The organism is Mycolicibacterium parafortuitum (genome assembly GCF_002086815.1).
GTDB lineage: Bacteria > Actinomycetota > Actinomycetes > Mycobacteriales > Mycobacteriaceae > Mycobacterium > Mycobacterium parafortuitum.
This window is the reverse complement of sequence record NZ_MVID01000017.1, coordinates 1-26,984: the sequence shown is the minus strand read 5'-3', so window position 1 is coordinate 26,984 and position 26,984 is coordinate 1. Positions and strand designations below refer to the sequence as shown.

Below are 26,984 nucleotides of genomic sequence, written 5' to 3'. Positions count from 1 at the left end.
GCACCCTTACAGCACGCGGTGGCGTCGTCCTGCACCGGCACGTCCGATTCGGGCAACCGGCGATGAGGCGAGTGACATGCGTCCGGGCAGCCCCGGCAAATGTGAACGAGCTTCCGTCGAGAGTCCGATAGGCCGCAGCCGAGGAGAGCACCGGTGAATGCGACACCCTTCGGGCACTATCGACTCCAGAAGCTGATCGGCCAGGGCGGGATGGGCGAGGTCTACCAGGCCTACGACACCAAAACCGACCGCGTGGTCGCGCTGAAGGTGTTGCCGCACCACATGGCCCAGGACGAGACGTTCAAGGCCCGGTTCCGCCGCGAGTCCCAGGCCGCCGCCGGACTCAACGACCCGCACATCGTCCCGATCCACGGCTACGGCGAGATCGACGGCCGCCTCTACCTGGACATGCGGCTGATCGAAGGCCGCAACCTGGGCACCATGCTGCAGGAGACGGACAAGCCGCTCGGCGCCCCGTTCGCCGTGATGATCGTCGAGCAGGTCGCCAACGGACTCGATGCGGCACACCGGCTCGGGCTGATCCACCGGGATATCAAGCCGTCCAACATCCTGATCACCGACCGCGACTTCGTGTACCTGATCGACTTCGGCCTGGCCCGCACCGCGGGGGAGAAGGGGCTGACGACGGCGGGCAGCACGCTCGGCACGCTCGCGTACATGGCCCCGGAGCGGTTCGAAGGCGGCGAGGTCGACGCGCGTTCCGACATCTACGCGCTGACCTGTGTCCTCTACGAATGTCTCACCGGCGCAAGGCCTTATCCGGCCGAGAGCCTCGAACAGCAGATCGCCGGGCACATGGTCTCACCGATCCCGCAGCCGTCGGAGGTGGATTCCCGGCTCGCGGCGTTCGACGAGGTCATCGCCAAGGGCATGGCCAAGAAGCCGGCCCAGCGGTACCAGACGGCCGGGGAACTCGCCGAAGCCGCCAAGCGCGCGCTGAACGCGCCGGCCCGACGCGGCAGCGGATCCCGGCATGCGGCGGTCCGCTCGGAACGCAAGCGCCCGGGTAAGCCGCTGATCGCCGCGGCCGTCGCCGCGGTCGTCCTCGCCGCGGCCGGAATCGGCGTGTGGCAGTGGGCACCCTGGAACGGCGACGCCGATTCCGCGTTGCCCGCCGGTGCGGTCCCCGAGGTCGCCGCGACGGTGCCGGCCGAGGTCCGCGACACCGGGCGCCTCGTCATCGGGGTGAACGTCCCGTACGCGCCGATGGAGTTCAAGAACGCCGACGGTCAGCTCGTCGGGTTCGACGTCGAGCTGATGAACGCGATCTCGCGGGTTCTGGGCCTGGTCCCGGATTACCGGGACACCCCGTTCGAGACGATCCTGCCCGCCGTCGTCGACGGCACCTACGACCTCGGGATGTCCTCGGTCACCGACACCAGGGAACGCGAGGAGCTCGTCGACTTCGTCACCTATCTCGAAGCCGGCACCCAGTGGGCCCGCCGCCCCGGTACCGCGCTGGGGCCCAACGCCGCGTGCGGTTTGAGAGTGGGTGTGGCGGAAGGGACTTTGCAGGCCACCGAGGAGTTGCCCGCCAAGAGCGACCAGTGCACGGCCGCGGGGATGCCCGCGATCGAGATGGTCGTCCACAAGAGTCAGGACGAGGTCACCGCGGCGCTGATCAGAGGCGAGGTGGACGCGATGTCGGCCGACTCGCCGGTCACCGGTTTCGCGATCAAGCTCAGCCGGGGCGACCTGGTGCCCGCCGGTGACGTGTTCGACACCGCCCCGTACGGCTGGCCGGTCGCGAAGGACTCCGGGATGGCCGAGCCGCTGCAGCGGGCGCTGGAACACCTGATGGAGACCGGCGAGTACCGCGCCATCGCGACGATGTGGGGCGTCGAGCGCGGCATGATCGACGCACCGGCGATCAACGGCGCGACCCGCTGACGCACCGACCGCCGCGCCGCGGCTGCGGTGTGACGTACGTCGCTGCCGTGTAGCTCGTCTTCGGCTGGGTATGCAGGCAGTTCATGCCGATCCCAGAAGGAGCGAGATGTCCCAGGACGACAAGGCCGCCCAGACCCGCAAGAGTATTGCGGAGTCGGTGAAGGGCAAAGCCAAGGAGTTGGCGGGCGCCGTCACCGGCAATGACTCGTTGACGGCGGAGGGCCAGCTCGAGCAGGCCGAAGCCAAGGAGCGCCGCGAAGCCAGCCGCATGGAAGCCGAGGCCGACGCCGAAGCCGCGCAGACCCAGGCGCAGGCCAATGAAGCGCAGCTCGAAGGCGCGCAGGAACGCGCGGCCGCCGAGGTGCGCGCCGCGAGTGCCGAGACCCAGGTGCGCGCTGATCAGGCGGCCCAGCGCGAAGCCGCCGAGGAGGCGGGCCGTCGCGACGCCGCGCGCGGCCAGGTGCAGGCCGAGGCGCAGGTGGCCCAGGAGACGGTCCGGGCCCGCGCCGAACAGCGCGAGCAGGTCGTCGAGGCGGCCGGTGAGTACCACGAGGCCGCCGCCGAGTTCACCGAGGCCAACCGCGAGGCCGCCGAGGCCGAGGCCCGCGCCGACCGCCTGCGCCGGCGCGCCGAGGACACCGACCCGGCCTGAGGCCGGTCCCGACCCGTACCGCAACCCCCACCTCAAGGAGTCACGATGGCTGTCACCGACCTTCCGTTCGCCCTGTTGCGAATCCAATACCGCATCGCCCGCACACCGCTGCAACTGTTCGAGAGCGGCGTCATCTCCCGGATGGACACCGAGGCACCGCGCCGGCTGCTGTTCGAGCGGGCCTTCGGCTCGCTGGACGCGACCGTCGGCAGCCTGCTGCACGATGCCGATCTGGAGCAGACCGGTGTGGCCCGCATCGAGCGGGCCGTCGAACTGGCCGAGGCGTCGCGCCTCGACGAGGAGGCCGAGCAGAAGCGCCGCGCGGCCGCCGATGAGCTGCGGCAGAAGCGCGACAAGGCGACCGCGGCCCCGCAGCAGGCCCGCAAGGAGGCCGAGGAACGCGAGAAGCAGGCCCGCGCGCAGGCCGAGCAGAAGAAGCGGGCCGCCGCCGAGAACGCGGCGAAGCGCACGTCGCAGGCCAAGGAGCGCATCGACGAGGCCGCCGATCAGAAGGCGCAGTCGGTGGAGAAGTCCAAACAGAGCGCGGTGAACCGCAGCCGCGCCGCCGAGAAGGCCGAGGTCAAGGTCGCCGAGGCGCAGCTCGAGGACGCTTCCGACAAGCGCAGTGCGGCAGCGGGTGCGCGGGCGCACGCCGACAAGCTGGAGAATTTCAGTGAGACGGAGAAGGTCAAGCGCCAAGCTGCCAAGGGCGACCTGTGACCGCGCTACCTCCGGATCCGGATCCGCGCGACGTTCCCGGCGTGAACAGCGCCGGGGATGTCGCCCCCGGTGACACCCCGCCGGATTCCGCGCAGACGAGCGCGACCTCGAATCGGGATCCGGCCGCCGGCCGCAACCTCACGCCGCGCGCGGTGGTGACTTTCGTGGTGGTGCTGTTGTTCGTCGCGCTGTTCATCGCGACGGGGATCTACTTGTTGGTGACGATCCTCACCTGATGCCGCGGCAGCGGTAATCCAGGCACACGGTCGTCCCGTCGTGGCGGCCGTTGATCGTGCAGTGGTCGGCCATCGCGTGCATCAACGCCACACCGCGGCCACGCCGGCGGTCCTCGGCGGACTGGTGTCCGGGCTGGCGCCACGTGCCGTGGTCGGTGACGCAGATGCTCAGGCACCCGGCGGCGGGCTCGTAGTCGGCGCGCACCGCCATCGTGCCGACCGCGGAATGGCCCGAGTAGGCGTGGTCGACACAGTTGGCGAGCGCCTCGTTGACCGCCAACAGGATCTCATTGGTCTGCGGTGCGGAGACTCCGCGTGCGCGAAGCCAGGCGCCGAACTCGTCGCGAAGCTGAGCAGCGCTCGCGGCGGTCGCCATCCCCCTCACCGTCAACTGCTCTGAGGTGGGCGACTCCACCGCTGAAAGGCTCATGCGTTTGGGCTACCCAGCCGTCAGCGGCTTTATACCCCTGGACTTTTCGATCTTGTCACAGAACGGTCACCGCGCCGCGGCGTCCTGATGTGCTGAGCAACCGCTCCACGCACGCGCATCACGAAGCCGCCGAAACCGGGCTGCGATGCTCGACTTCCAGTGCGGTGCCTTCGATGTCAAGATCGGGCACGTACCGGTCGAACCACTTCGACCGCGCCCACATCTTGTCGCCCAGCATCGCCATGATCGCCGGGATCAGCGTCAGCCGGACCACGAACGCGTCGAGGAACACGCCGACCGCCAGCGTCAGGCCGACCGATTTGATGATCGGATCCCCGGCGGCCAGGAACGCGACGAACACCCCGAACATGATCAGCGCGGCGGCCGTCACCACCCGCGCCGACAGGCCGACGCCGTTGCGTACCGCGGTCAGCGCATCGGTGCCGTCCTTGCTGAGCTCCTCTTTGACGCGCGAGACCACGAACACCTCGTAGTCGCTGGACAATCCGAAGATGATGGCCAGCGCGATGATCGGCAGGAAGCTGATGGTCTCACCCGGGGTGACGCCGAGAAGGTCTGCCCCCCAGCCCCATTGGAAGATCGCGACCTGTACGCCCATGGCGGCGAACACCGACAGCAGGAAGCCGGCGATCGACGTGATCGGCACCAGCGCCGCCCGGAACGCGACGGCCAACAGGATGAAGGCCAACCCGACGACCACCACCAGGAAGATCGGCAGCGCGGTGGCCAGCTTGTCGGAGGTGTCGATGTTGGACGCGGTGTTGCCGCCGACCAGGAACGTCGCCCCGGTCCCGGCCTGGATCGCGTCGCGGTCGGCGCGGATTCGCTGCACCAGATCGGCGGTGGCGGTGTCGTTCGGACCGGTCTCCGGGATCACCTGGATGACCGCGGTGCGCTGGTCACCGCCCGCCGGGGCCGCGGCGACCACGCCGTCCTCGCGGGCGATGTTCGACGCGATGACCTGGGCGGCGTTCGGGTCCGTCGCGCGGGTCAGATCCGCGACGACGAGCAGCGGTCCGTTGAAGCCGGGACCGAGGTGCTCGGCGGTCAGGTCGTAGGCCTGCCGGGAGGTATTCGTCTCCGGCTGCGACGAGCCGCTGGGCAGCCCGAGTTGCATGCCGAGCGCCGGCAATCCGATCACGATCAGCGCCGCGGACCCGCCGACGAGCAACGGCGTGCGGAACCTGACCACGAATCGTGCCCACGCCGCGCCGAGTGTGCGCTGCGGGGTATAGGCCGAGACCTGCGCGACCTCCTTGGGCCGGTGCGGCTGCAGCGGGGGTTCGATGAACTTCGCGACCTTGCCGCCGGCGAAGGCGAACAGCGCGGGCAGCAGGGTCAGCGCGATCAGCATCGCGATGAACACCGAGGCGGCGGCGGCCAGGCCCATGTAGGTCAGGAACGGGATACCGACGACGGCCAGCCCGCACAGCGCGATGATCACCGTCAGCGCCGCGAAAACGACCGCGCCACCGGCGGTCCCGACAGCCAGCCCGGCCGCCTCCTGGCGCGGCATCAACAGCAGCAGGTTGTTGCGGTAGCGGTTGAGGATGAACAGGGCGTAGTCGATGCCGCAGGACAACCCGAGCATCAGCGCCAAAGACAGCGACGCCGTCGGCATCTCGACGAACGCGGCGACGACGAAGATGCCCAGCGCGCCGATCCCGACGCCGATGGCGGCGGTCAGGATCGGCAGACCGGCGGCGACGACCGCGCCGAACGTGATCAGCAGGATCAGGAACGCCACGCCGATGCCGATGATCTCGGGCAGGTGCGGGACGGCGACCTTGTAGCCGGGGAACACCGCGCCGGCGTACTCCACCTGCACTCCGGCGTCGGCGACCGGCGCCATCGCGTTCTCCAACTCGGCCAGCGCGGCGTCGCTGACCTCGCCGATCGGCGCCGTCCACTGCACCGTGCCGAGCGCGACCCGGCCGTCCGGGGAGATCTGGCGGGTCTGATTCGGCCCGGCGGCCACGGCGACGTCGGGCAGCGTGTTGAGCGTGGCGACGGCTTCGTCGATCGCCGCCGCGAACCGCGGATCGGTGATCGACTGGTCTTCTGGGGCGGCGAACGTCAACTGGGTTTGGGCCCCGCTGAAGTCGGGCAGATTCTGTTGCAGCTGCTCGACGGCGCGCTGGGATTCGGTGCCGGGGATGGTGAAGTTGTCGCCGGGCTCCCCGCGGAAGCCGACGAACGCCAGCCCGACACCGAGCAGAACGGCCAGCCAGGTGCCCAGGACCAGCCAGCGGCGTCGGAAACTGGCCGCCCCGAGACTGAACAGAAATCGCGACATGTGCACTCCATTTCCCGGGTGGGGGACGTTCTACGCGCAGATAGCCCTGTGATCTGGCCGACGGCTTCGTAGGCTGAGGCGATGACGGGCTCTACCAAGGCGACGTCACTGCCCCCGGGCCCGCGGCTCCCGAAGCTGGCGCAGGCGGTGCTGATGCTGAAATGCGGTCCGCGTTATCTCGCACGATGCCGGCGGCGCTACGGATCGACGTTCACGCTGCGGGTGGCCGGGATGGGCACGCTCGTCTATCTCACCGATCCGAACGACATCAAGGCCGTGTTCGCCGGCGACCCCGAAATCTTCCATGCGGGCGAAGCGAATTCGATGCTCAAGGGTCTGCTCGGCGACTCGTCGGTGCTGGTGGTCGACGGTGATGTGCACCGCGACCGGCGCCGCCTGATGTTGGCGCCGTTCACCCGCGACGCGGTGGCGGGCCAGGCCGCGGTGATGGCCCAGATCGCTGCGGACAACATCGCCGGATGGCCGGTCGGCACGCCGTTTCCGGCCGCGCCGAAAATGGCCGAGATCACGCTGGAGATCATCCTGCGCACCGTGATCGGCACCAGCGATCCGGCGCGGCTGAGCGCGCTGCGCACCGTGATCCCGCGCGTCCTGCGGGTCGGCGCCTGGGAGTCTTCGGCGCTGACCAGTCAGGAGAGCATGCGCCGTGGTCCGTGGCGGTCGCTGCGGAGCGCTCTGACCAGGGCCGACGAGCTGATGTACGCCGAGATCGCGGACCGCCGCGCCGACCCCGATCTGGCCCGGCGCACCGATGCGCTGTCGATGCTGGTGCGCGCCGGCGGCATGACCGACAGAGAGCTCCGCGACCAACTCATCACCCTGTTGGTCGCGGGGCACGACACGACCGCGACCGGGCTGTCGTGGGCGCTGGAACGACTGATCCGCCACCCGGACGTGCTGGCCAGGGCGGTGCGCGCGGCGCGCACCGGGGACGACGAGTATCTCGACGCCGTCGCCAAGGAGACACTGCGCAACCGATCGGTGGTGTTCGACGTCGGCCGCGTGATCACCGAACCGGTCGAGTTGGCCGGCTACTCGTTACCCGCGGGCGTGATGCTGGTGCCGGGCATGGTGGTGGTGCACGGTGACGACCGGATCTATCCGCACGCCGACAGGTTCGACCCGGACCGCATGCTCGGCGCGGCGCCGAGCCCGTCGTCGTATCTACCGTTCGGCGGCGGCAACCGCCGCTGCCTCGGCGCGACGTTCGCGATGACCGAATTCCGGGTCGTACTAAGGGAAGTCCTGCGCCGAGTCGACCTCGACACGACGACCGAGCCCGACGAGCGACGCAGGCTCAAAGCCGTGATCTTCGAACCCCGCCGCGGTGCGCGGATCCGCGTCACCGCCAAGCACGCGATGCCGCCATGCACCGAGGGACGCGCGGCGACGTGTCCGGCCGACAAGCATGCCTAGGGGGCGTGTGTAATGTCGGGGGCAGATCGGTGTCCACACGCGATCTTCCGCGTTTTCGCTCCCAGCAACGGGGCAGAAAACCCCCGCAACCTCAAGGACGTACTCATGGATTCGTCTGAGCTGTTCTCCCACCCTCAGGCCGCCCAGCCCAGTTCACCCGGCGACACCTCGCACGAGGCGGTGGCCATGCCGGTCTTCTCTGACCTGCCCCAGAAGGGGCATCCGGGCGATTCGCCTACGCAGTGAACGCATTCCGCTGATCTTGGTTCCCGCCGCCGTCGACATTCTTGAATTCGAACCGATTCGATCCCTTGTGTTGCGATTCGGAAAAGTTCGGGCTGTTCTTCGGGGATATGCGTGTTAGCCTGACCTGCGGATGTGTCCGAACATCCAGATCAAAAGTGAGAGAAGAAAAAAGTATGACGCAGGGAACTGTGAAGTGGTTCAACGGCGAAAAGGGCTTCGGCTTCATCGCCCCCGATGACGGCTCGAAGGATGTCTTCGTCCATTACTCGGAGATCAGTGGATCCGGATACCGCTCGCTGGAAGAAAACCAGCGGGTCGAGTTCGAGGTCGAGCAGGGCAACAAGGGGCCGCAGGCCGTTCGGGTCAGCGCAATCTGACAAGACTTAACAGCGTGGGCCGGTAGGAGAACTCCTACCGGCCCACGTTTTGTTTGAGCCTCATTTCCGGGCCCGGGGCCACGGAATCGGTTGCGGTCTCCGCATTCGGAGATGGAATCAGTAGGTGTTACCGCATCTAACTGACTCATCGGTAAGAAATTCCATCCAAGTCTTCCGCCACGCGGTTTACGCAGGGTAGACATTGAGTCCATGAGTGCGGGGACATACGTGGGGCGGGTCGGCGGGTTGGCGGCCGCGTTGGGAATCGGCGTGGCACTGCTCGCGGGAGCGGGTGCCGCAGCTGCCGACGACAGCACCGGGTCGGGGTCCAAGGACTCGGTCACCACGTCACGTTCGTCGGAATCGTCGACCGAGCCCCGTACGCCGGCGAAGCCCAGGGCGGCGCGAGGCGCCGACAGCGGCAGCAGCGGAGCCGATGCGGCAGCCCCCAGCCGAACTGACACCGACGACAAAACCGGCGGCGAGGACGCGTCCAAGAGGTCAGGCAAGGGTTCAGGCACGGCCGGCGATACGCCGGCGGTCGAGGAATCCGCGGATGACCTGTCCGAGGACGAGTCGGTCGAGGACGCGCCCACCGACGAACCCGTCGACGAGACGCCGGCCGAAGCACCCGCCGACGACACGGACGTCGTCGCCGAAGCCCCGCCCTCCGTCCCGCAGAAGCCCGCGGTGGTCCCCGACGACGCGCCGGGCGCCGAACCCGGCCCCCAGACCGTCACCACGGAGCTGGCCAATCCGAAAGCGCCGGAGCCCGCGGGCGACTCGGGCGATCCGGTCCTGCCGACGCTGGCCACCCTGGTGTCCTCGGTGCTGGCCGCGGGCCGCGAGAGCACCAACGAATCCCCGACCGCCGTCGGCGCGCAGGTGGCCAGCAGCCTGGCCGAGGCCGGCTCGGCGCCGTACCCGATCCCGACCGGCGTCACGGTCGAGGAGTGGACGCCGCCGCTGGAGTGGCTGCAGAACATCCCGGTGCTCGGCCCGCTGGTGATCACCCCGATCGTCGGGTTCATCCACGTGCTCCCGTTCGTCGGGGACATCCTGCACCCGGTGATCGGGTTCCCGATCGACCACTTCGCGCCGCCGGGCGCACCGCGGGCCCGCAACTACCGGGTCACGTCCTTCGACGGCACCCGGATCTTCGTGAACTTCATGCCCGCCAAGGGATTACAGGCCGGCGAGACCGCGCCCACCATCCTCAACGGACCCGGCCTGGGGCTACCGGGATCGACCGCGCTGGAACTTCCCAAGGACAGCTTCCTGCCCACCGACGTGATCGGGATCGGCACGCTGCGGCAGAACGGCTACAACGTCGTCACGTGGGATCCGCGGGGGGAGTGGCGCTCCGAGGGCGTCATGCACCTGAACTCACCCGACCTGGAAGGCCGGGACATGTCGCACATCATCAGCTTCCTGGCCACCCTGCCCGAGGTGCAACTCGACGCCGAAAACGACCCCCGGATCGGCATGACCGGTGCCTCCTACGGTGGTGGGATCCAATTGGCCACGGCGGCAATCGATCACCGCGTCGACGCGCTCGTCCCGACGATCGCGTGGAACAACCTGGTCGACGTGCTGTTCCCGCGCGGTGCGGTCAACAGCAGCTGGGGCACCATCCTGCCCGGCGTGCTGGCGCTGACGTTCGCCCGTGAGCATCCGAGGATCTTCCCGGTCGCGATCCAGGGGGTGCTGTTCGGCATCGCCGATCCGGCCGACATCGAGCTGGTCAACAGCCTGAGCTTCGGCGACCAGATCAAGGACATCACCGCCCCGACACTGCTGATCCAGGGCACGGTGGACACCCTGTTCACCCTGGACCAGGCGCACCGCAACGCGCTGGATCTGATCGAGGCCGGCACCACGACGAAGGTGATCTGGTACTGCGGCGGCCACGGCGCGTGTCTGAGCGACTTCAACGACGGTGAGGTCGTCATCGCCCGCACCCTCGACTGGCTGGACCGCTACGTCAAGGGCAACGAGGACACCGACACCGGACCGCAGTTCGAATGGGTCGACCAAAACGGCGACTGGTTCAGCGACGACACCTACCCGGCGGCCGCGTCGGCGCCGATCGTGGTGACCCGCGAGGAGGACAGCCGGGTGATGCCGATCATCCCGGCGCTGTTCGGCTCCGGCCCGAACCCGCTGATCATCACGCGCGGCCTCATCGCCACGCTGCTGGGCCTGCCGTCGGCGGCCGCCGCCTACAACTCGGTGAACCTGCAGATCCCCGAGGCGTCCGAACTGACCCACCTCGTCGGCGCGCCTGAGGTCACGATCACCTACACCGGCGACGGCACCGCCAAGCACGTCTATGCCCAGATCGTGGACGACACAACGGGATTGGTGCTCGGCAACCACGCGACCCCGATCCCGGTGACCCTGGACGGCACCAGCCGCACCGCGTCGTTCTCGCTCGAGCCGATCGCGCACACGTTGCGGCCCGGCCAGTCGGTGACCGTGCAGATCGTCACCTCGACCGCGAAGTTCATCAACTACTACTCGTGGGGCGCGATCACGATCGAGGAGCTGACGATCGAGCTCCCGACCCGCGCCGCCGCAGGTGAGGGCACCTCCGAAGGGCGAATAGTCGCCGCGTAGGCCCCTGTGCGTGTACTGTGGGGGTCAGGCCGTTTCACGTACGCAGCCCTTTCTACCGGTTCCCTTCGTGAATGTTCTCAGCCCACGACGCGATGAACTTCGCGCGGACCGTCGTACGGGGTGACCCGTACCACCCAAAAGATTGTTTATGGACTCCTCTGAATTGTTCTCCCACCTGCCCATCCCGCAGGTTCTGAACACCGATACTCGTTCGAATGAGCCGGTGCAGGCGCCGGTGTTCTCCGATGCGCCGAAGCGGACCGCGCCACGGGGTGCGGGGGCGCAGTGAACGGGGTCGCGGGTTCACGCCGGGCCAGTCGGCCGATCCGGCTCACCCTGTGTGAGACGTTGGGCGGTGTCATCGATGGCGCGTGGTGGCCGCATTCGGGGTCGATCGCCTCGGAGCTTCCCGACCTGGTCGGCGCGCTGCACAAGCCGCTGGGCGAGATCGTCGACATCCGGCTGAACTGGACGGCGACCGACGGTCACTTCGATCTGCAGTGGATCGCCACCGGCTCGAAGCTTCCGGATGCGGCGCATCGACGTCCCCGGCTGATGGTGATCGCGGGCCGCGACGCGTGCGTGCGGTTGCTGGTGATCCCGAGCCTGACATCACAGGCGCTGGGCTCGATAGTCGTGCGAGCCGCGGCGGGACTGCCGACATTCAGCGGCCAGGGCGACGACCGGCTGTTCGAGACGGCGCGGGTCGTCATGGATGTCGCGCGGGCGGAGAGCGCCCAATGGTGTCCGCTGGAAGCCGTCAAAGCTTAAGGGCGAATTGATAATTCGGTGCACGCGCATCGTCGTGTTACCGTAAGTGCAGGTGTCGGTCTCGACATCTGTTGGAAATGAAAGAAGTTGGAAAAAGTATGGCACAGGGAACTGTGAAGTGGTTCAACGGCGAAAAGGGCTTCGGCTTCATCGCCCCCGACAACGCGTCGGAAGACGTGTTCGTCCATTACTCCTCGATCAGCGGCAGCGGTTTCCGCTCGCTCGACGAGAATCAGCGCGTGCAGTTCGAGATCGAACAGGGCGCCAAGGGCCCGCAGGCCGTTGGAGTTTCAGCGATCTAACAGTCTTCGCAACACGATTCGTGGGCCGGTGGAGTTATTCCATCGGCCCACGAATTCGTTTCGGAGCGTGAGGTCTTCGGCGGGTAAAGCCGACTCTCTCAGCGCTTCTTGTTCTCGAAGAGCGAATCTGCCGCCGAAGACCTGGCTTCGGATTTGGCGTGCTTTTCGGCCCGCTTTTCCTTCAGGGATTTCCCGGATTTCTTTGACATGGCTTGCCGCGGGGACTTGTCAGACATGGTCGACCCTTCATCATGGGTCCTGAATGGTCCCAACAAGGTTCAGCCTACGCCTTGGTCGGTGTAACCTCGAAGTTATTGGGAACCCAGCCGATCCGGGATGTTTCAGCCGAGATGGCTGATCTCGACGAGCAACCGCTCACGCCGACGCGCCGGTACCAATCGGCCGTCTGGATTGTCTGTGAACCCGATGCCCACTTTCGAATCCATGCTCGGGCCGACGCCGCGCCGGTGGGCCTCCGGCACAATCCGTTTCGGATTGCTGAGTAGCTTTCCTCCTACCCCGTGCGGGCTCGCGACCTTCGCCTCCGCACTGACAACGGCGCTGAGTGCACGTGGCGCCGAGGTCGCGATCGTGCGAATCGCCGATGGCACAGAGTCGTCGGAGCCGCGGGTGATCGGGGAGTTGGTCAACGGATCGTCGCTGTCGGCGGCCGGCTGCGCGGAGTCGCTCAACAGTTGTGACATCGCGGTGATCCAGCACCAGTACGGACTCTACGGTGGTGCCGACGGCGACGAGCTGCTGACCATTCTCCGCGGCTTGCGGGTCCCTGCGGTGGCGATCGCGCATACCGTATTGGAAAACCCTGAGCCACAACAAAAGTGGGTTCTAGAACAGGTGGTGGCCCTGACCGACCGGGTCGTTGTGATGACGGAGGTGGCCCGCGAACGGCTGTGCCGTGATTACGGCGCGGACCGCCGCAAGGTGGTCGTGATCCCGCACGGCGCGGTGCTGCCTTCTCAGCCACGGCTCAAGCGAGCCAGCCGGCCGGTCATCCTGTCGTTCGGGTTACTGGGCCCGGGGAAGGGCATCGAACATGTCATCGGTGTGATGCCGTCACTGCTCAACGTCCCTGGCCGTCCCCGGTACGTGATCGCTGGGCAGACGCATCCGAAAGTCCTGGTGCGCGAGGGTGAATCGTATCGAGACAGCCTCGTCGAACAGGTCCGCGCCGGCGGTCTCACCGACTCGGTGACTTTCGACGGCCGCTACCTGGACAGAACGTCGCTGTCAGCACTGATTCAAGGTGCCGCGGTGATCGTGTTGCCCTACGATTCGACCGATCAGGTGACGTCGGGTGTTCTCGTGGATGCGGTCGCCAGCGGCAGACCTGTGGTTGCGACCGCATTCCCGCATGCGGTCGAGCTCTTGCGTGACGGTGCAGGCATCCTGGTCCCGCACGGTGACCCGGAAGCGCTGACCGCTGCGCTTCGCCGGGTTCTGACGCAGCCGCGGCTCGCGGGGACGATGGCTTCGGCGGCGCGCGAACTGGCTGTGGCGATGGCATGGCCGGTTGTCGCCGACGGGTACATTCAGTTGGCCGCTGGACTGCTGGCGGAACGGCGCATGGGGCGATGACCGTCGCGGGCGTCGTTCTCGCCGATGAGGTTCACCGGCCGGCGTCAGAGACCTCGTGGGGTGGCGTGTGACGGCGGTGCTGGAACGACAGAATGTCCTCGTTGAGCACGACGCCGTCACGGATCTCGATCGCGCGGCGCAGCGTCGGGGTGACGTCCCAGGTGGCTGGGCCCTCGAGCAGTGGTACCAGGTGGGGGAGCAACGCCTCGCTGATCTCCCAGGTCGCTGAATCCCACAGATACGACGGGCTGTGGTCGACCGCGTAGTACAGCGGGCCGTGCGGCAACTCGACGATCGGTTGGGCGAACGACGTGGGGGTGGCCCAGGAGAAGCCCATCCCGACGTCGCACGAGACGTCGACGATCAGGCTGCGCGGGGCGAACGCGGGGAGATCGTCTTCGGTCACGAAGGTCAGCGGCGCGTTCGGGTCCTGGAGGACACAGTTGACGACGATGTCCTTGCCGGAGAGGAACACGGCGACCGGGATGCGCCCGTCGGGAGTGTCCGCCCAGGTTCGGTCGGGCGTATCCGGGTCGCGCCCCATCTGTGAGATCTGAGTGGAGTGGATCGGTGATCCGACGGCCGCGGCGTCGCGGTTGGTGAGCACGTGCACGTCGTCGACACCGAGGGCGTTGAGTGCGGTCACCGCGCCGCGCGCAGTCGAGCCGAAGCCGAGGACCGCGGCGCTCAGTCGGCGTCCGTAGCTGCCCGTGACGCCGGTCAGCTGGGTGGCGTGAAGGACCGAGCAGTACCCGGCGAGCTCGTTGTTCTTGTGGAACACGTGCAGGCTGAACCCGCCGTCGGGACGCCAGTGGTTCATCGCCTCGAACGCGATCAAAGTCAGTTTGCGGTCGATGGCCACCTGCGTCAGGTCGGTGTCCTGCACACAGTGCGGCCACCCCCAGATGATCTGCCCTGTCCGACATTCCGCGAGATCTTCGGCCTGGACCTTCGGGAGCAGGATGACATCGCAGTCGGCGATCAGTTCCTGCCGGGTGCGGATGCCACCCACGTGGGCCGACAGGGCCTCATCGGTCGCTCCGAAGCGCGAGCCATAGCCGTGCTCGAGGAAGACCTGCGGAGCCACGGCACGATCGATCCGGCTCAGGTGCGCCGGGTGGATCGGCAACCGGCGTTCGCCGGGTTTGCGGGACTCAGCCAGCAGGCCGATCGAAAGACGTTGATCTTCAGCATGTTCAGTGGTGGACGATTCATCGTCATCGGACATCGTCGGCACCTAACCTCGGGACCTGTGGATGGTCCCGACCCGACCAGCCTACCTCCCGGCGCCGTTTTTCCGGATCCGTTGACGCACGGGTTGAGCCTCACTAGGCTGTGGGGTGCCGATACGCTGGCTCGGCCCGTCGAGGCCTTGCCGGTGGTCCGCATCTGTTGGGTCTGACGCACAGCCCTCATTGACACCGATTGGCGGGAATCGTTTGGCCATCGCCGATCTCGCGGCCTACACGCATCTGAGCAGAGAGGACATCGACGCACTCGGACGGGAACTCGACCAAGTTCGCCGGGATATCGAGGGGTCGCTCGGTGAACGCGATGCGGCCTACATCCGGCGCACCATCGCGTTCCAGCGGGTACTCGAGGTGGTCGCCCGTGGGGTGATCGCCTGTAGTCGGTCCCGCGCCGCGGTGGTGGCGGGGACGGCGGCTCTGGCGTTCGCCAAGAGCGTGGAGAACATGGAGATCGGGCACAATGTGTCCCACGGTCAGTGGGACTGGATGAACGATCCCGAGATCCACTCCGCGACGTGGGAGTGGGACATGGTGGCGGTCTCCTCGCAGTGGAGGTACTCGCACAACTACCGACATCACGTCCTGACGAACGTCGTGGGGGTCGACGACGACCTCGGGTTCGGCATCATGCGGATGACCCGCGATGAGCCCTGGCAGCCCGTCCACCTGCTTCAGCCGCTTCGAAACATTCTGCTGGCAGTGATTTTCGAGTGGGGAATCGCGTTGCACGGCATCCACTCCGAACGCGACCGGCTCCTGCCGGACACCGTCAGGCTGGCCGAGCAGAGAGCGGAGCTGGGCAGAAAGATCGTCCGGCAGGTGACCAAGGACTATGTGCTGATGCCGGCGCTGAGCGGAAAGCGATGGCGCAGAACGTTACTGGCCAATGCAAGCGCCAACCTCGGCAGGAATCTGTGGGCGTACGTCGTGATCTTCTGCGGGCATTTCCCGGACGGGGCAGAGAAGTTCACCCCGGATGTCATCGAACGGGACGGTCGCGGTGATTGGTACCTGCACCAGATCCTGAGTGCGGCGAACTTCACCGCGGGCCGGTTCCTGGCGTTCGCCAGCGGCAACCTGTGCTATCAGATCGAGCATCACCTGTTTCCTGATCTGCCGAGCAATCGCTACGCCCAGATCGCGGTCCGGGTGCAGGAGATCTGCGCCCGGTACGGGCTGCCGTACACCACTGGATCGCTTGCGCGCCAGTACTTTCAGACGCTGCGCACCATTCACAAGCTCGCCCTTCCTGACCGGTTTCTGACCGCAACCAGTGACGACGCCCCGGAGACCGCTTCGGAGAAGAAATTTCACGATGCCCCCTGGGCAGCGCCGTATTCACCCGCTTCGGGGCGAAACAGCGTACGTTGAAGGTATCGGGCAACTCGATTTCGAGTGAACAGGCCCGACTTCAAAAGGATTTCATGATGGCTTCGCCACAAACATTCCGATCTCCCTACGAGAAGCGCGTCGCGCTGGTGCAGAACGCCATCAAGGACAACTCGAAACTCGGTGACAAAGCCGCGGGGGAGTTGGCGGTACGCGTGTTGCACGTACTTGACTCGATACCCGAGAAGGTGCGCTGAGCCGCCCGGTTCGCAGAACCACTCGGCGTGGAGGTGTACGGCGGTGACCGTCATAGTGAAACTGCCTGACGGCAGAGTCGACGAATACCTGCGCTTCGGCGACGCATACGTCAAGCACGACGACGGTGCTCTCGACGTCGTCCGGGTAGGCGCCAGGGCCGCGCACAGCTACGCGGCCGGCGAATGGGCGGAGGTCGACGGCGACGAAAAGCGCTGGCAGAAAAGGCGATTTCGGCGCTGATCGGGCGCTACGCGAGCCCTGTGCCCGTCTCGACACCGACCTGCACGCCGCCATCGACGACCCCGACAGCGGCGCCTGGGCAGAGCTCGACGCGCTGTCGCAGGCCGAGGTCAGCCTGGACGCGGCCGCGACAGGTTTCTGGCGGCTGATCCGGTCGGCAAGCTCAGGCGCCGGCGACCAGTCCCGCTACCCCGGTCATCCGCGTCGAAATCCACCATCGTGTCATATGGCGGTACTCGCTCAGCAGACCAGCGAGTGCGCATGCGCACGGCGCAGCTTCCCCGACGGGGTCTTCGGGATCGTGCCGGGCTTGAGCACCACCACGCTGCGCGGGCGCATGTCCACTTCGGCGAACACCTCATGCGCGACCTGGTGTTCGACCCGTCGCACCTGCGCCTGGTCTTGGAAATCCTTGCATTCCACGGCGACTGCGAAAGTCTCCCGGGATCGTCCGGCGTCGAGGCGCACCGCGACGGCGCAGCCGGGGCGCACCCCTTCGACACGGGCCGCGGCGCGCTCGATGTCGGCGGGGTAGATGTTGCGGCCGGCCATGATGATGACGTCCTTGAGCCGTCCGCACACCACGACGTCGCCGGCCTCGGTCAGGTAACCGATGTCGCCTGTGTCGTACCAGCCCCGCTCATCCTGTGCGGCAATGAATCCGGCGGCGGTGACGTATCCGGTGGTGACCGATGCCCCGCGTACCTCGATGACGCCCACGCCCCGGGGGGTCAGCACAGAGCCGTATTCGTCGACCACGCGCAACTCCAGTCCCGCCAGGGGCCGGCCCAGGGTGACCAGGCGGCGGGTGTGTCCTTTCGTCGCGGGGACCGCACGGTGCAGGACGGCGAGCAGGTCGGCGTCCACCTCGTCGACGACCATGCCGCCGCCGCATTCGGAGAACGACACCGCCACGGTCGTCTCGGCCATCCCGTAGGCGGGGATCACCGCCTCGGGTTTGAGGCCGAACGGGGCACCGGCCGCGCACAGATCCGCGACGTCGTCCGGGTCGACCTGCTCGGCGCCTGAGAGCGCCCACCGCAGCGAGGACAGGTCGAACTCTCCCGGGGTGGCCTGTCGGCGCAACCGTCGGGCGAGCAGGTTGTAGGCGAAGTTGGGCGCGGCGGTCATCGTGCCGCGGTACTTGTCGATCAGCCTGGGCCACAAGAGAATATCGCTCAAGAAGTCCATCGGGGTGATCTTGACCAGCTCGGCGCCGAAGTACATCGGCACCGTCAGATAGCCGGTCATGCCCATATCGTGGAAACACGGCAGCCAGCTGACGATCACATCGGTGTCGATGTCGAAGTCGCATCCCTCGGTCATCGCGACGGCATTGGCGACGATGTTGGCGTGGGAGATCTGAACCGCTTTGGGCGATCGGGTGGAGCCACTGGTCAACTGCATCAGCGCCACATCGTCGTCGCCGGTGGCGACGGGATCGATCGGCTCGGCGGTCAGCAGGTCGGCGATGCTCAGCACGCCGATGCCCAGCTCGGCCAGCACCGGCGCGGCGGCCATGAACGGATCGGAGATGACCACGGCGGTGGCCGAGATCATCTCGATGACGGCGGTGGTCTCTTCGGCCCAACGCACCAGGTTGGTCCGTGGTGTGGGCTGATGCAGCATGGTCACGCTGGCACCTCGCATCCACACACCCTGTGCGGCCGGGGCGATCTCGACCGGGGCGCCGGCCAGCATCGCGACCGCGTCACCGGGGCCGACACCGGCGGCGGCCAGCCCGCCGGCGATCCGGCGGGCGCGCTGGTGGACCTCCTCCCAGGAATGGCGGACCGGTGCGTGGGGTTCGCCGGTGTTGATGCCCTTCGTACTGCGGTGGGCGTTGGCGTACATGGTTTCGGTGAACTGACTCATCGGCAGCCCTTCATGACAATGGTGCGCACAGATCCGTGCTCTGATCTCGTGGCCCGCCGGGACAGTGCAGAGATGTCCGCCGTCGCCGTGAACCCGAGTGTGTCGCAAACCGTGAATGGCGGCTGACGTCGAGGTTTGGTTCGGCGGGGACCGGGTCGCCGCCGCGACGTTTCCGTGGGGCTGGAACATCAACCCAACCCAAACCGTAGCGCGAAGCAGGCCTGAAGTGGGGGATTAGGCATCAAGTCGGCGAACGGGCCCGTGGCGGCGCGAGGTGTAGGCTGGCGGAAGCTGGCAATCCCAGCAGTTCGGTTGAGTGCACTTACCGCGTCGTGGTGTTCTCCCCGAGTCTCCACACACGCCGGCCACGCCGGTGGCAACAGTCCGGTCGGGACTATCTTGAATGCTCCGTCAGTCGATCATGTGGTCGCACCCTTTGGAATGCAGGGCTTTTCCCATGTGCCGAGTGTCGGGATCCTCAGCACCTACGTGCCGACGGTATGCGGCCTCGCGACGTTCAGCGCCGCGCTTGCCGATGGGTTGACGGCCAAGGGCGTCGACGTCAGCATCGTGCGCATCGCCGACGGGACGGCCTCTGCGGCCGGCGGTGTGGTGGGAGAGCTGGTCAACGGCTCGGCGTCCTCGGTCGCCGCGGCATCGGAATGGCTCAACCTCAGCGATGTCGCCGTCATCCAGCACGAGTACGGCATCTACGGCGGCACCGACGGCGACGAGGTCGTCGAGATCATGGGTGCCCTGCGTGTGCCATCGATCGTCGTGCTGCACACAGTGCTCAAAGATCCTGCATCGCACCAACGTTCGGTCCTCGAGGCCGTGGTCGCCCGGGCGGGGCGCGCGGTCGTGATGTCGGCGTCGGCGCGGACCCTGTTGTGCGCGGGTTACGGCATCGACCCGTCGAAGGTGACCGTCATCCCGCACGGCGCGGCGCTACCGGCGGATATCGTGCCGGCACCGCCCGGACGGCCGACCATCCTGACCTGGGGTCTACTCGGCCCCGGCAAGGGCGTCGAACGCGTCATCGACGCGATGGCCGCGCTGGCCGATCTTCCCGGGCCGCCGCGCTACCTGATCGCCGGCCGTACCCACCCGAAGGTGCTCGCCACCGAGGGGGAAGCCTATCGGAACGGCCTCATCGCCCACGCCCAGCGGCTCGGTGTCGCCGATTCGGTGAGCTTCGACCCGGCCTACCGCACCCCGCAGGAGCTGACCGCGCTGTTGCGCGGCGCGGCGGTGGTGGTCCTGCCGTACGACTCCAGGGACCAGGTCACCTCGGGTGTGCTGATCGACTCCGTCGCCAACGGGCGACCGGTCATCGCGACCGCCTTCCCCCATGCGGTGGAGGTGCTCGGCAGCGGAGCGGGCACCGTCGTCGGCCACGACGACCCACGGGCGCTGGTCGAGGCGCTGCGGCAACTACTGACCGACCCACGCACTGCCGACGCCATGGCCTCTGCGGCAAGCCATCTGGCGCCCGCGACGGCCTGGCCGGTGGTCGCCGACGCGTACGTCGAGCTGGCCCGGCATCTCGTCGCGGAGCGGCTGGCCGCACCGTGATCGGGGCGGTACCGCAACCGGTGTTCAGCCACCTGCTGCGCCTGACGGACCATCGCGCCACCTTCGAGCACGCGCTGCTCGCCGAACCTCGTCGCGACCACGGGTACTGCACCGACGATATGGCCAGGGTGCTGGTGGTCACCGCGCGCGAACCCGAGCCGACCGCCGAGGTGAAACGGCTTGCCACCAACGCGCTTTCCTTCCTGGGTCGCGCCCAGTGGGCCGACGGCACCTGTCACAACAGGATGAGCGCAGGCGGCCACTGGACGGACGCGCCGAGCACCGACGACCACTGGGGGCGTGCGATCTGGGGATTGGGCACCGCCGCCGCGCACAGCCCCGTCGAGATGGTTCGCCGGCTCGCGGCGATCCAGTTCGAACGCGCCGCCGTGGCCCGCTCACCGCACCGGCGCGCGATGGCGTTCGCCGCGATCGGCGCCGCCGAGCTGCTCGGCGCAGACCAGCAGAACGTCGCCGCGCTCAAGCTGCTGGCCGACTACTCCCGTTCGGTGCCTCGGGCGCCTCAGCACCCCGAATGGCCGTGGCCCGAACCGCGCCTCACCTATGGGAACGCGACCCTGGCTGAGGCGATGATCGCCGCCGGGGTGGCGCTGCACCATGCTCCGCTGCGGCAGCGCGGCCTGGATGCGCTGCGATGGCTGCTGGGGGTCGAGACGTCCAACGGTCATCTCTCGCCCACCCCCGTCGCGGGACGCGGACCGGAAGACAGCGCGCCCGGATTCGACCAGCAACCGATCGAGGTCGCCAGCCTGGCCGAGGCATGTGCACGCGCGGCAGCCACCGACTCCAGCTCGATCTGGCCCGGGGGCGTCATGGCCGCGGTGGCCTGGTTCCAGGGCGACAACGACCTCGGTTTGCCGATGTGGGATCCGCGCAGCGGCGCCGGCTTCGACGGTCTGCACGCCGACCGGGTGAATCTCAACCAGGGCGCGGAGTCCACCCTCGCCGTGCTCGCCACCATGCAACACGCACGCACCTTGGCGCCGGTCGCCCGATGACGGTCACCGGAGAGCAGCTGGCGACGCGCAGCCGGCAGCGGATGTCGGCCGACCCGCGCCGCGTGGTCACCCGGCTGTTCGTGCCCGGCCAGGAGGGTTTCGAACCCCAGGACTCCCGCGCAGGCAGCGTGTTGTCGAGAATCCTGGCCCTGACCGACGACGAGGTGCGCACGACGTTGCGCGACGTGCTGACCCGCTTCGACGGGCGCCACCGCGATCTGGCCGGGACGTTTCGCAGACATGCCGACGAACTTGCCGACCGGCTCGACCCGAAGCACGGACTCGACGAAGCACGGCTGCTTCTGCTGGGCGCGACTTTCACCAACGAGTACGCGATCGAGGGTGCGGCGCTGTGCAATCCGAGCGTCGTCGCGCATCCGGACCAGAGCGACGTCGCCGAAGGCGGCCTGCGGTTCGTGATGAGCGTGCGTGGGATCGGCGAGGGCCACCGCTCCACGATCGGATTCCGCACCGGCATCGTCGACGCGCGGGGGCACGCCACGATCGACCAACCGCCTCCGTTCGCATCCACCGGCCGGGTCGAGCCCACCTTGCTCGACGCCGCCGTCTTTCGCGTCGCGCTCCGCGAACGAGGCCGCGACGGTGAAGCCGCCGACTACGTCTTCGCCGGCCTCGGTGAACTGTTCACCAGATCCGATCTCGACGAGCGGCTCGACAGGCTGCACGCCAACCTGACCATGTGGGGACATGCCGAGGAGACGATCGCGCTGATCCGTAGCATCGCCACTCGCTGCTACGCAGTCGAATTCGCCTCCGGTGTAGCGCTTTCCGAACGGGTGTTGTGGCCGGCGATGGAAGCTGAGCACGCCGGAATGGAGGATGCCCGCTTCGTACGGTTCGTCGACGACGACGGTTCGGTGAGTTACCACGCCACCTACACCGCCTACAGCGGCTCGCGCATCAGCCAGCAGTTGCTCACCACCACGGACTTCCAGACGTTCACCTCGGCCCCGCTCGTCGGGCGCGCCGCGGCGAACAAGGGCCTCGGGTTGTTCCCCCGCCGCATCGGCGGCCGGTACGCCGCGATGTCGAGGTCGGACCGTGAGACCAACACCGTCGCGTTCGCCGACCACCTGTCGGTGTGGACGACCTCGGCGCCATGCCAACAGCCGGCCGAGGTGTGGGAGACGCTGCAACTCGGAAACTGCGGCCCCCCAATGGAAACCGATGAGGGATGGCTGGTGCTGACCCACGGCGTCGGGCCGATGCGCACATACAGCATCGGGGCGATCCTGCTCGACCTCGACGATCCGACCCGGGTGATCGGTCGACTCCGGCGGCCGCTGCTGGTCCCGGCGCCCGACGAGCGCGACGGCTACGTTCCGAATGTGGTGTATTCGTGTGGTGCGCTCATCCACGCCGGTACCGTGGTGATCCCGGTCGGGATCTGCGACAGCGCCATCGGTGTGGCCACGGTGCCGCTGATTGAGCTGATGGCAGAGTTGCGGCCCTAAGGCCCCGTGTGGTCTCCCGCCGTTTGGTCGGCCCGGTCTCGGGTATGCTGGAGGAGCCCGTCGGCGTGATAACGCTTCTCGCTACGCCACCGCCGACCGGTTTCTCATAAATTTCGGTTTCAGGGTCTGTCACGTCGCCCTATAGCTGGATCGACGCTAGGACCCGCCATGGCCATCACTGATATCGCCCGATACACGCATCTGAGCCCCGAGGACATCGAAAGTCTCGGGCGCGAGCTCGACGCGATCCGCGCCGACATCGAGGAGTCTCTGGGGTCCCGCGATGCGGCCTACATCCGGCGCACGATCTCGTTCCAACGCACACTCGACGTGGCGGCGCGGGTCATGATCGCGACCACCCGGTCGACGGCGGGTTGGCTGCTGGGGACCGCCGCGCTCGGGTTCGCCAAGAGCGTGGAGAACATGGAGATCGGCCACAACGTCTCGCACGGGCAGTGGGATTGGATGAACGACCCGGAGATCCACTCCAGCACCTGGGAGTGGGACATGGTCGCGGTCTCGTCGCAGTGGAAGAAGTCGCACAACTACCGGCACCACGTCTTCAGCAATGTGCTCGGCGAGGATGACGACCTCGGGTTCGGCGTGATGAGGGTGACCACCGACCAGCCGTGGCGACGCGGCTACCTGCTGCAGCCGTTGCAGAACCTGTTGCTGGCCTTGACGTTCGAGTGGGGCATCGCATTGCACGGCGTGGATCTGAGCAGTCCCCGCGCGGAGAAACGAGCCCAGCTCAGACTGTTGGGCGGCAAGATCGCCCGCCAGGGTGTCAAGGACTACGTGCTGTGGCCGGCGCTGAGTTTCAAGCGCTGGCGCCGCACGGTGAAGGCCAATGCCGTCGCCAACCTGCTGCGCAACCTGTGGTCCTACGTGGTGATCTTCTGCGGTCATTTCCCGGACGGCACCCAGAAGTTCGCCGCCGACGTGCTCGAGACCGAGACCAGAGCCGAATGGTATCTGCGGCAGATGCTCGGCGCGGCGAACTTCAAGGCCGGCAAGCTGCTCGGTTTCGCCAGCGGCAACCTGTGTTACCAGATCGAGCATCACCTGTTCCCGGACCTGCCGAGCAACCGTCTCGCCGAGATCTCCCGCCGGGTCCGTCCGCTGTGTGAGAAGTACGGCCTGCCCTACCTGACCGGGTCGCTGGCCCACCAGTACGGGTCGACGCTGCGGATCATCCACCGGTTGGCGTTGCCGGACGCGCCCTGAGCGCGTCGAACCTGGGCTGACGGTGGTGATCGACGCGTGATTCACGACCGTGAGCCGAGTCTAGGCGGGTACCAGGGCGCGCGGTTTGAGACGGTCGTCACAGCGGGTAAGCCCGCCGCATGGAACGCCTCAGTGGCCTCGACGCGGGTCTGTTGTACAGCGAATCCTCCACGGTGCCGCTGCAGGTGTGTTCGATCACCGAGCTGGACACCTCGACCGTGCCGGGCGGCTATACCTTCGAGAAGTTCCGCGACCAGCTGGCGTCGCGGGTTCCGGCGATCCCGGTGTTCCGCACCAAGCTCGAGGACCCCGACCTGAACATCGACCATCCGGTGTGGGTGGAGGACAAGGACTTCCAGCTCTCCCGGCACCTGAACAGGGTCGCGCTGCCGGAGCCCGGCGGGCGCGAGGAGCTCGCGCAACTGTGCGGGCGGCTCGTCGCGACCCCGCTGGAGCGCAGCAAGCCGCTGTGGGAGATGTGGGTGATCGAGGGGGTGGGTGGCAGCGCCGCCCACGACGAGCATCGGGTGGCGGTGCTGATGAAGGTGCATCACGCCGCCGTCGACGGGGTGTCGGCGGCCAACCTGCTGGCCCAGTTACTCGACACCGAACCCGATGCGCCGCCGCCCGACCCGGTGGAGGCGCCGCAGCCGGCGAGCGCTTTGGAGATCGCCGCCGACGGGCTCTGGCGGTTCGTGACCCGGCCGTGGCAGCTGACCCGGGTGGTGCCGGTGACGGCGTCGCTGATCACCAACACCGTGACCCGCGCGCTGTCGGGGACGGCGATGGCCGCGCCGTTCTCGGCGCCGTCGACGCCTTTCAACGCGCCGCTGACCTCCGAGCGCACGGTGGCGTTCGCGCAGTTGAGCCTCGACGACGTGAAGAAGGTCAAGAATCAGGCCGAAGTGAAGGTCAACGACGTGGTGATGGCGCTGTGCGCCGGAGCGTTGCGCGGCTACCTCGAAGACCGCGGTGAGCTGCCCGGCAAGCCCCTGATCGCGGTCGTCCCGGCGTCGGTGCACGGTCAGTCCGACCGGCCGGGCCGCAATCAGCTCTCGGGCATGTTCTGCAGCCTGCACACCGACATCGAGGATCCGCTGGAGCGGTTGCACGCGATCGGCGAATCGGACCAGCTCGCCAAGGAACACAGTGGTTCGCTGGGCCCGACGATGCTGGTCGACCTGGCCCAATCTCTGTCGCGCAACGCGTACGGACTGCTGCTCGGGGTGTTGTCGCGCACCTCACTGAGCCGCGCGGTCATCCACAACGTGATCATCTCCAACGTCGCCGGTCCCACGACGACGCTCTACAGCGGCGGCGCCCAGGTCACCGCGCTGTATCCGTTCGGGCCGATCTTCCCCGGTTCCGGGCTGAACATCACGGTGATGTCGATGGGCGACAAGCTCAACGTCGGCATCATCTCGTGCCCGCAGCTCGTCGAGGACCTGTGGGATCTGGCCGACCGGTTCGACGCCGAGCTGACCGAACTGCTGGCACGCTGCTGATTCCCCGAGGCGGTTAAGAGTCCGCGCGAAGCGGGAAGCCTAGACGTCGGCTGCTGGTCGTCGACGGAAGGATGGGATGTGGGCACCCCGCAGGGTGGCGCTCGATTGGGCACGCGATTCGGGCCGTACGAGTTGCATTCCGTGATCGGGGTCGGGGGGATGGGCGAGGTGTACCGCGCCTACGACACCGCGCGTGAGCGCATGGTCGCGATCAAACTGCTGCGCCCGGAGATGGCCGCCGACCGCAGCTTCCAGGACCGGTTCCGCCGCGAATCCCGCGTCGCGGCGCGCCTGCAGGAACCCCACGTGATCCCCGTGCACAACTTCGGGGAGATCGACGGCCAGCTCTACATCGACATGCGCCTCGTCGACGGCGCCAGCCTCAAAGAGGTGCTGCGCAACGACGGCCCGCTGCCGCCGGCCCGCGCGGTCGCGATCCTGCGCCAGGTCGCCGCGGCGCTGGACGACGCGCACGCCAACGGCCTGGTGCATCGCGACATCAAACCGGAGAACGTGCTGCTGACCCACGACGACTTCGCCTACCTGGTCGACTTCGGGATCGCGCACGGCGGCGGGGAGGCGTCGGTGACGTCGACGGGCCTGGTCGTCGGGTCCAGCGCGTACATGGCGCCGGAACGATTCTCCGGGGAACGCGGCGGCCCCGCCTCGGACATCTACTCGCTGGCGTGCCTGCTGTACGAGTCGATGACGGGCCGCGCCCCGTTCGAGGCCGCCGACGTGCGGCAGGTGTGGAGCGCGCACATGTTCGCCCCGCCGCCGCGGCCGAGCATCATGCGCCGCGGTATCAGCCGCGCGTTCGACGACGTGATCGCCCGCGGCATGGCCAAGGATCCCGCCGAGCGCTACGCCACCGCCGGGGAGCTGGGTCGCGCCGCCGCCGCGGCTCTCGCGGCGGTCGACGCCGCACCCGCACCGGAGCCCGCCGCGACCCCGCCGGCGACCCGACAGTTCACCCAGGCCCAGCCGACCCCGACCCCGGCGCCGATGCCGCCGCCACCCCCGCCGCCGGGACGGCGGTTCACCCGCGGGCAGCTCGCGCTGATCGGCGCCATCGTGGTGCTGTTCACCGCTGCCGTGATCCTCGCGTTGGTGCTGGTGTTCAGCGGCGGGAAGGAGTCGGCTCCGCCGCGCATCGCGGCGCCTCCGCAGTCCTCGACGGAGACGTCGGCGTCGCCGGAGTCGCCGAACAGGTCGGCGGTCGACGGGGTGTCGGGCACTGATTCGCAGGGCTTCGTCGGGCACACCGCGCGTTGCGACTCCGGGGATACGCCCGCCGCGTTGATCCGCACGTCGCTGTCGCTGGCGATCATCTGCGAGGCCGGCGACGGCGACTACTACTACCGCGGGGAGCGGCTGCGCGACGGCGCCAACCGCGAGATCCAGGGCGCCACCCGCTCCGGCGACGGGTTCACCGTCACCGGATCCGACGGGGCCCGCTACGACGTGCAACCCAACCAGCTGACCATCTCCAGCGGCGGCAGCGTCGACTCTGCCGAACCCGCCCTGGAGTGGGGCTCGGCCGACTGATCACGCCGACTGATCAGGGCGGCGGGGGCGGCGGCAATGGCGGCGGCGGGGGTGGCAGCGGTGGCGGTG

Annotated in this window: 26 protein-coding genes; 21 read left to right on the top strand and 5 right to left on the bottom strand. The window is 67.8% G+C overall.

Going from position 1 to position 26,984, the window contains the following annotated elements:
• Positions 1 to 153 precede the first annotated feature (153 nt).
• The 4 genes from stpK7 (at position 154) to BST38_RS17765 (ending at position 3,519) form a co-directional block, all read left to right on the top strand.
• Entirely contained in the window at positions 154 to 1,911 is a 1,758-nt protein-coding gene (gene stpK7, locus BST38_RS17780; protein WP_083144729.1) for a serine/threonine protein kinase StpK7, read from the top strand.
• 106 nt (positions 1,912 to 2,017) lie between these two features.
• Complete coding sequence (locus BST38_RS17775; protein ID WP_083144727.1) at positions 2,018 to 2,563, top strand: CsbD family protein; 546 nt, start codon at positions 2,018 to 2,020, stop codon at positions 2,561 to 2,563.
• Positions 2,564 to 2,608: 45 nt separating this feature from the next.
• Complete coding sequence (locus BST38_RS17770; protein ID WP_083144725.1) at positions 2,609 to 3,283, top strand: IF2 family translation initiation factor; 675 nt, start codon at positions 2,609 to 2,611, stop codon at positions 3,281 to 3,283.
• Positions 3,280 to 3,519: a DUF6480 family protein gene (locus tag BST38_RS17765; protein ID WP_083144723.1), complete on the top strand. Its 240-nt coding sequence runs from the start codon at positions 3,280 to 3,282 to the stop codon at positions 3,517 to 3,519. The genes BST38_RS17770 and BST38_RS17765 overlap by 4 nt, the downstream gene beginning before the upstream one ends.
• Here BST38_RS17765 and BST38_RS17760 read toward each other — a convergent pair.
• Positions 3,512 to 3,949, bottom strand: coding sequence for an ATP-binding protein (locus tag BST38_RS17760; RefSeq protein WP_083144721.1), 438 nt, complete (start codon positions 3,947 to 3,949; stop codon positions 3,512 to 3,514). The two genes, BST38_RS17765 and BST38_RS17760, sit on opposite strands and share 8 nt — an antisense overlap.
• 118 nt (positions 3,950 to 4,067) lie before the next feature.
• Entirely contained in the window at positions 4,068 to 6,266 is a 2,199-nt protein-coding gene (locus BST38_RS17755; protein ID WP_083144719.1) for an MMPL family transporter, read from the bottom strand.
• 81 nt (positions 6,267 to 6,347) lie between these two features.
• Here BST38_RS17755 and BST38_RS17750 point away from each other — a divergent pair, with 81 nt between their 5' ends.
• The 7 genes from BST38_RS17750 to BST38_RS17730 all read left to right on the top strand — a co-directional run bounded on the left by BST38_RS17750 (position 6,348) and on the right by BST38_RS17730 (position 12,018).
• Entirely contained in the window at positions 6,348 to 7,703 is a 1,356-nt protein-coding gene (locus BST38_RS17750) for a cytochrome P450 (protein WP_083144717.1), read from the top strand.
• Positions 7,704 to 7,808: 105 nt separating this feature from the next.
• Positions 7,809 to 7,949: a hypothetical protein gene (locus tag BST38_RS29395; RefSeq protein ID WP_165761608.1), complete on the top strand. Its 141-nt coding sequence runs from the start codon at positions 7,809 to 7,811 to the stop codon at positions 7,947 to 7,949.
• Between the two features lie 173 nt (positions 7,950 to 8,122).
• Complete coding sequence (cspE, locus tag BST38_RS17745) at positions 8,123 to 8,326, top strand: transcription antiterminator/RNA stability regulator CspE (protein ID WP_083144715.1); 204 nt, start codon at positions 8,123 to 8,125, stop codon at positions 8,324 to 8,326.
• 210 nt (positions 8,327 to 8,536) lie between these two features.
• A complete protein-coding gene (locus BST38_RS17740) occupies positions 8,537 to 10,945 on the top strand; it encodes a S15 peptidase family protein (RefSeq protein WP_083144713.1) in 2,409 nt (802 codons plus the stop codon).
• A 148-nt stretch (positions 10,946 to 11,093) separates the two neighbouring features.
• Positions 11,094 to 11,234, top strand: coding sequence for a hypothetical protein (locus BST38_RS29390; protein ID WP_165761607.1), 141 nt, complete (start codon positions 11,094 to 11,096; stop codon positions 11,232 to 11,234).
• The gene (locus tag BST38_RS17735; protein ID WP_083144711.1) at positions 11,231 to 11,716 is read left to right on the top strand and encodes a DUF5994 family protein; all 486 of its coding nucleotides are present in this window, start codon (positions 11,231 to 11,233) and stop codon (positions 11,714 to 11,716) included. The genes BST38_RS29390 and BST38_RS17735 overlap by 4 nt, the downstream gene beginning before the upstream one ends.
• A 98-nt stretch (positions 11,717 to 11,814) precedes the next feature.
• Complete coding sequence (locus BST38_RS17730) at positions 11,815 to 12,018, top strand: cold-shock protein (RefSeq protein ID WP_083144709.1); 204 nt, start codon at positions 11,815 to 11,817, stop codon at positions 12,016 to 12,018.
• A gap of 98 nt (positions 12,019 to 12,116) precedes the next feature.
• Here the strand turns inward: BST38_RS17730 and BST38_RS29385 are convergent, their stop codons facing one another.
• A complete protein-coding gene (locus tag BST38_RS29385; RefSeq protein ID WP_165761606.1) occupies positions 12,117 to 12,254 on the bottom strand; it encodes a hypothetical protein in 138 nt (45 codons plus the stop codon).
• 190 nt (positions 12,255 to 12,444) lie between these two features.
• On the opposite strand from BST38_RS29385, the gene BST38_RS17725 reads away from it, so the two are divergent.
• Positions 12,445 to 13,614, top strand: coding sequence for a glycosyltransferase (locus tag BST38_RS17725; RefSeq protein ID WP_110781785.1), 1,170 nt, complete (start codon positions 12,445 to 12,447; stop codon positions 13,612 to 13,614).
• A gap of 31 nt (positions 13,615 to 13,645) precedes the next feature.
• Here BST38_RS17725 and BST38_RS17720 read toward each other — a convergent pair whose 3' ends face one another.
• Entirely contained in the window at positions 13,646 to 14,842 is a 1,197-nt protein-coding gene (locus BST38_RS17720) for a N(5)-(carboxyethyl)ornithine synthase (protein ID WP_083144705.1), read from the bottom strand.
• 211 nt (positions 14,843 to 15,053) lie between these two features.
• On the opposite strand from BST38_RS17720, the gene BST38_RS17715 reads away from it, so the two are divergent.
• The 3 genes from BST38_RS17715 to BST38_RS17710 are packed head-to-tail and all read left to right on the top strand — an operon-like array spanning position 15,054 to position 16,691.
• On the top strand, positions 15,054 to 16,235 hold the full coding sequence (locus BST38_RS17715) for a fatty acid desaturase family protein (protein WP_083144703.1): 1,182 nt from the start codon (positions 15,054 to 15,056) through the stop codon (positions 16,233 to 16,235).
• 56 nt (positions 16,236 to 16,291) lie between these two features.
• Positions 16,292 to 16,450 carry a DUF6307 family protein gene (locus BST38_RS29380; RefSeq protein ID WP_163764954.1) on the top strand — a complete coding sequence of 53 codons (159 nt, stop codon included), beginning with the start codon at positions 16,292 to 16,294 and terminating at the stop codon, positions 16,448 to 16,450.
• A 43-nt stretch (positions 16,451 to 16,493) separates the two neighbouring features.
• Complete coding sequence (locus tag BST38_RS17710) at positions 16,494 to 16,691, top strand: hypothetical protein (RefSeq protein ID WP_083144702.1); 198 nt, start codon at positions 16,494 to 16,496, stop codon at positions 16,689 to 16,691.
• Between the two features lie 240 nt (positions 16,692 to 16,931).
• Here the strand turns inward: BST38_RS17710 and BST38_RS17705 are convergent, their stop codons facing one another.
• Entirely contained in the window at positions 16,932 to 18,566 is a 1,635-nt protein-coding gene (locus tag BST38_RS17705; protein ID WP_083144700.1) for a fatty acyl-AMP ligase, read from the bottom strand.
• A gap of 441 nt (positions 18,567 to 19,007) precedes the next feature.
• Between BST38_RS17705 and BST38_RS17700 the strand changes: the two genes are divergently transcribed.
• The 6 genes from BST38_RS17700 to BST38_RS17675 all read left to right on the top strand — a co-directional run bounded on the left by BST38_RS17700 (position 19,008) and on the right by BST38_RS17675 (position 26,915).
• Positions 19,008 to 20,141, top strand: a complete 1,134-nt coding sequence (locus tag BST38_RS17700) for a glycosyltransferase (protein ID WP_083144698.1) — start codon at positions 19,008 to 19,010, stop codon at positions 20,139 to 20,141.
• Positions 20,138 to 21,160 (top strand): glycosyltransferase, encoded by a 1,023-nt coding sequence (locus tag BST38_RS17695; RefSeq protein ID WP_083144696.1) that lies wholly within the window; start codon positions 20,138 to 20,140, stop codon positions 21,158 to 21,160. The genes BST38_RS17700 and BST38_RS17695 overlap by 4 nt, the downstream gene beginning before the upstream one ends.
• A complete protein-coding gene (locus BST38_RS17690) occupies positions 21,157 to 22,635 on the top strand; it encodes a glycoside hydrolase family 130 protein (protein ID WP_083144695.1) in 1,479 nt (492 codons plus the stop codon). The genes BST38_RS17695 and BST38_RS17690 overlap by 4 nt, the downstream gene beginning before the upstream one ends.
• 168 nt (positions 22,636 to 22,803) lie before the next feature.
• On the top strand, positions 22,804 to 23,862 hold the full coding sequence (locus BST38_RS17685) for a fatty acid desaturase family protein (RefSeq protein WP_083144694.1): 1,059 nt from the start codon (positions 22,804 to 22,806) through the stop codon (positions 23,860 to 23,862).
• 119 nt (positions 23,863 to 23,981) lie between these two features.
• Entirely contained in the window at positions 23,982 to 25,367 is a 1,386-nt protein-coding gene (locus BST38_RS17680; protein ID WP_083144693.1) for a WS/DGAT/MGAT family O-acyltransferase, read from the top strand.
• A gap of 78 nt (positions 25,368 to 25,445) precedes the next feature.
• Positions 25,446 to 26,915 (top strand): serine/threonine-protein kinase, encoded by a 1,470-nt coding sequence (locus BST38_RS17675; protein WP_083144691.1) that lies wholly within the window; start codon positions 25,446 to 25,448, stop codon positions 26,913 to 26,915.
• The last annotated feature ends 69 nt before the right edge of the window (positions 26,916 to 26,984 follow it).

Excerpts from the sequence above, each read along its gene's own strand:
- BST38_RS17775 (WP_083144727.1), top strand. The coding sequence starts at position 2,018 with ATGTCCCAGGACGACAAGGCCGCCCAGACCCGCAAGAGTATTGCGGAG.
- BST38_RS17770 (WP_083144725.1), top strand. The coding sequence starts at position 2,609 with ATGGCTGTCACCGACCTTCCGTTCGCCCTGTTGCGAATCCAATACCGC.
- BST38_RS17760 (WP_083144721.1), bottom strand. The coding sequence starts at position 3,949 with ATGAGCCTTTCAGCGGTGGAGTCGCCCACCTCAGAGCAGTTGACGGTG.
- BST38_RS17755 (WP_083144719.1), bottom strand. The coding sequence starts at position 6,266 with ATGTCGCGATTTCTGTTCAGTCTCGGGGCGGCCAGTTTCCGACGCCGC.
- BST38_RS17750 (WP_083144717.1), top strand. The coding sequence starts at position 6,348 with ATGACGGGCTCTACCAAGGCGACGTCACTGCCCCCGGGCCCGCGGCTC.
- BST38_RS29395 (WP_165761608.1), top strand. The coding sequence starts at position 7,809 with ATGGATTCGTCTGAGCTGTTCTCCCACCCTCAGGCCGCCCAGCCCAGT.
- cspE (WP_083144715.1), top strand. The coding sequence starts at position 8,123 with ATGACGCAGGGAACTGTGAAGTGGTTCAACGGCGAAAAGGGCTTCGGC.
- BST38_RS17740 (WP_083144713.1), top strand. The coding sequence starts at position 8,537 with ATGAGTGCGGGGACATACGTGGGGCGGGTCGGCGGGTTGGCGGCCGCG.
- BST38_RS29390 (WP_165761607.1), top strand. The coding sequence starts at position 11,094 with ATGGACTCCTCTGAATTGTTCTCCCACCTGCCCATCCCGCAGGTTCTG.
- BST38_RS17730 (WP_083144709.1), top strand. The coding sequence starts at position 11,815 with ATGGCACAGGGAACTGTGAAGTGGTTCAACGGCGAAAAGGGCTTCGGC.
- BST38_RS29385 (WP_165761606.1), bottom strand. The coding sequence starts at position 12,254 with ATGTCTGACAAGTCCCCGCGGCAAGCCATGTCAAAGAAATCCGGGAAA.
- BST38_RS17725 (WP_110781785.1), top strand. The coding sequence starts at position 12,445 with ATGCCCACTTTCGAATCCATGCTCGGGCCGACGCCGCGCCGGTGGGCC.
- BST38_RS17720 (WP_083144705.1), bottom strand. The coding sequence starts at position 14,842 with ATGTCCGATGACGATGAATCGTCCACCACTGAACATGCTGAAGATCAA.
- BST38_RS29380 (WP_163764954.1), top strand. The coding sequence starts at position 16,292 with ATGGCTTCGCCACAAACATTCCGATCTCCCTACGAGAAGCGCGTCGCG.
- BST38_RS17705 (WP_083144700.1), bottom strand. The coding sequence starts at position 18,566 with ATGAGTCAGTTCACCGAAACCATGTACGCCAACGCCCACCGCAGTACG.
- BST38_RS17700 (WP_083144698.1), top strand. The coding sequence starts at position 19,008 with ATGCAGGGCTTTTCCCATGTGCCGAGTGTCGGGATCCTCAGCACCTAC.
- BST38_RS17690 (WP_083144695.1), top strand. The coding sequence starts at position 21,157 with ATGACGGTCACCGGAGAGCAGCTGGCGACGCGCAGCCGGCAGCGGATG.
- BST38_RS17685 (WP_083144694.1), top strand. The coding sequence starts at position 22,804 with ATGGCCATCACTGATATCGCCCGATACACGCATCTGAGCCCCGAGGAC.
- BST38_RS17680 (WP_083144693.1), top strand. The coding sequence starts at position 23,982 with ATGGAACGCCTCAGTGGCCTCGACGCGGGTCTGTTGTACAGCGAATCC.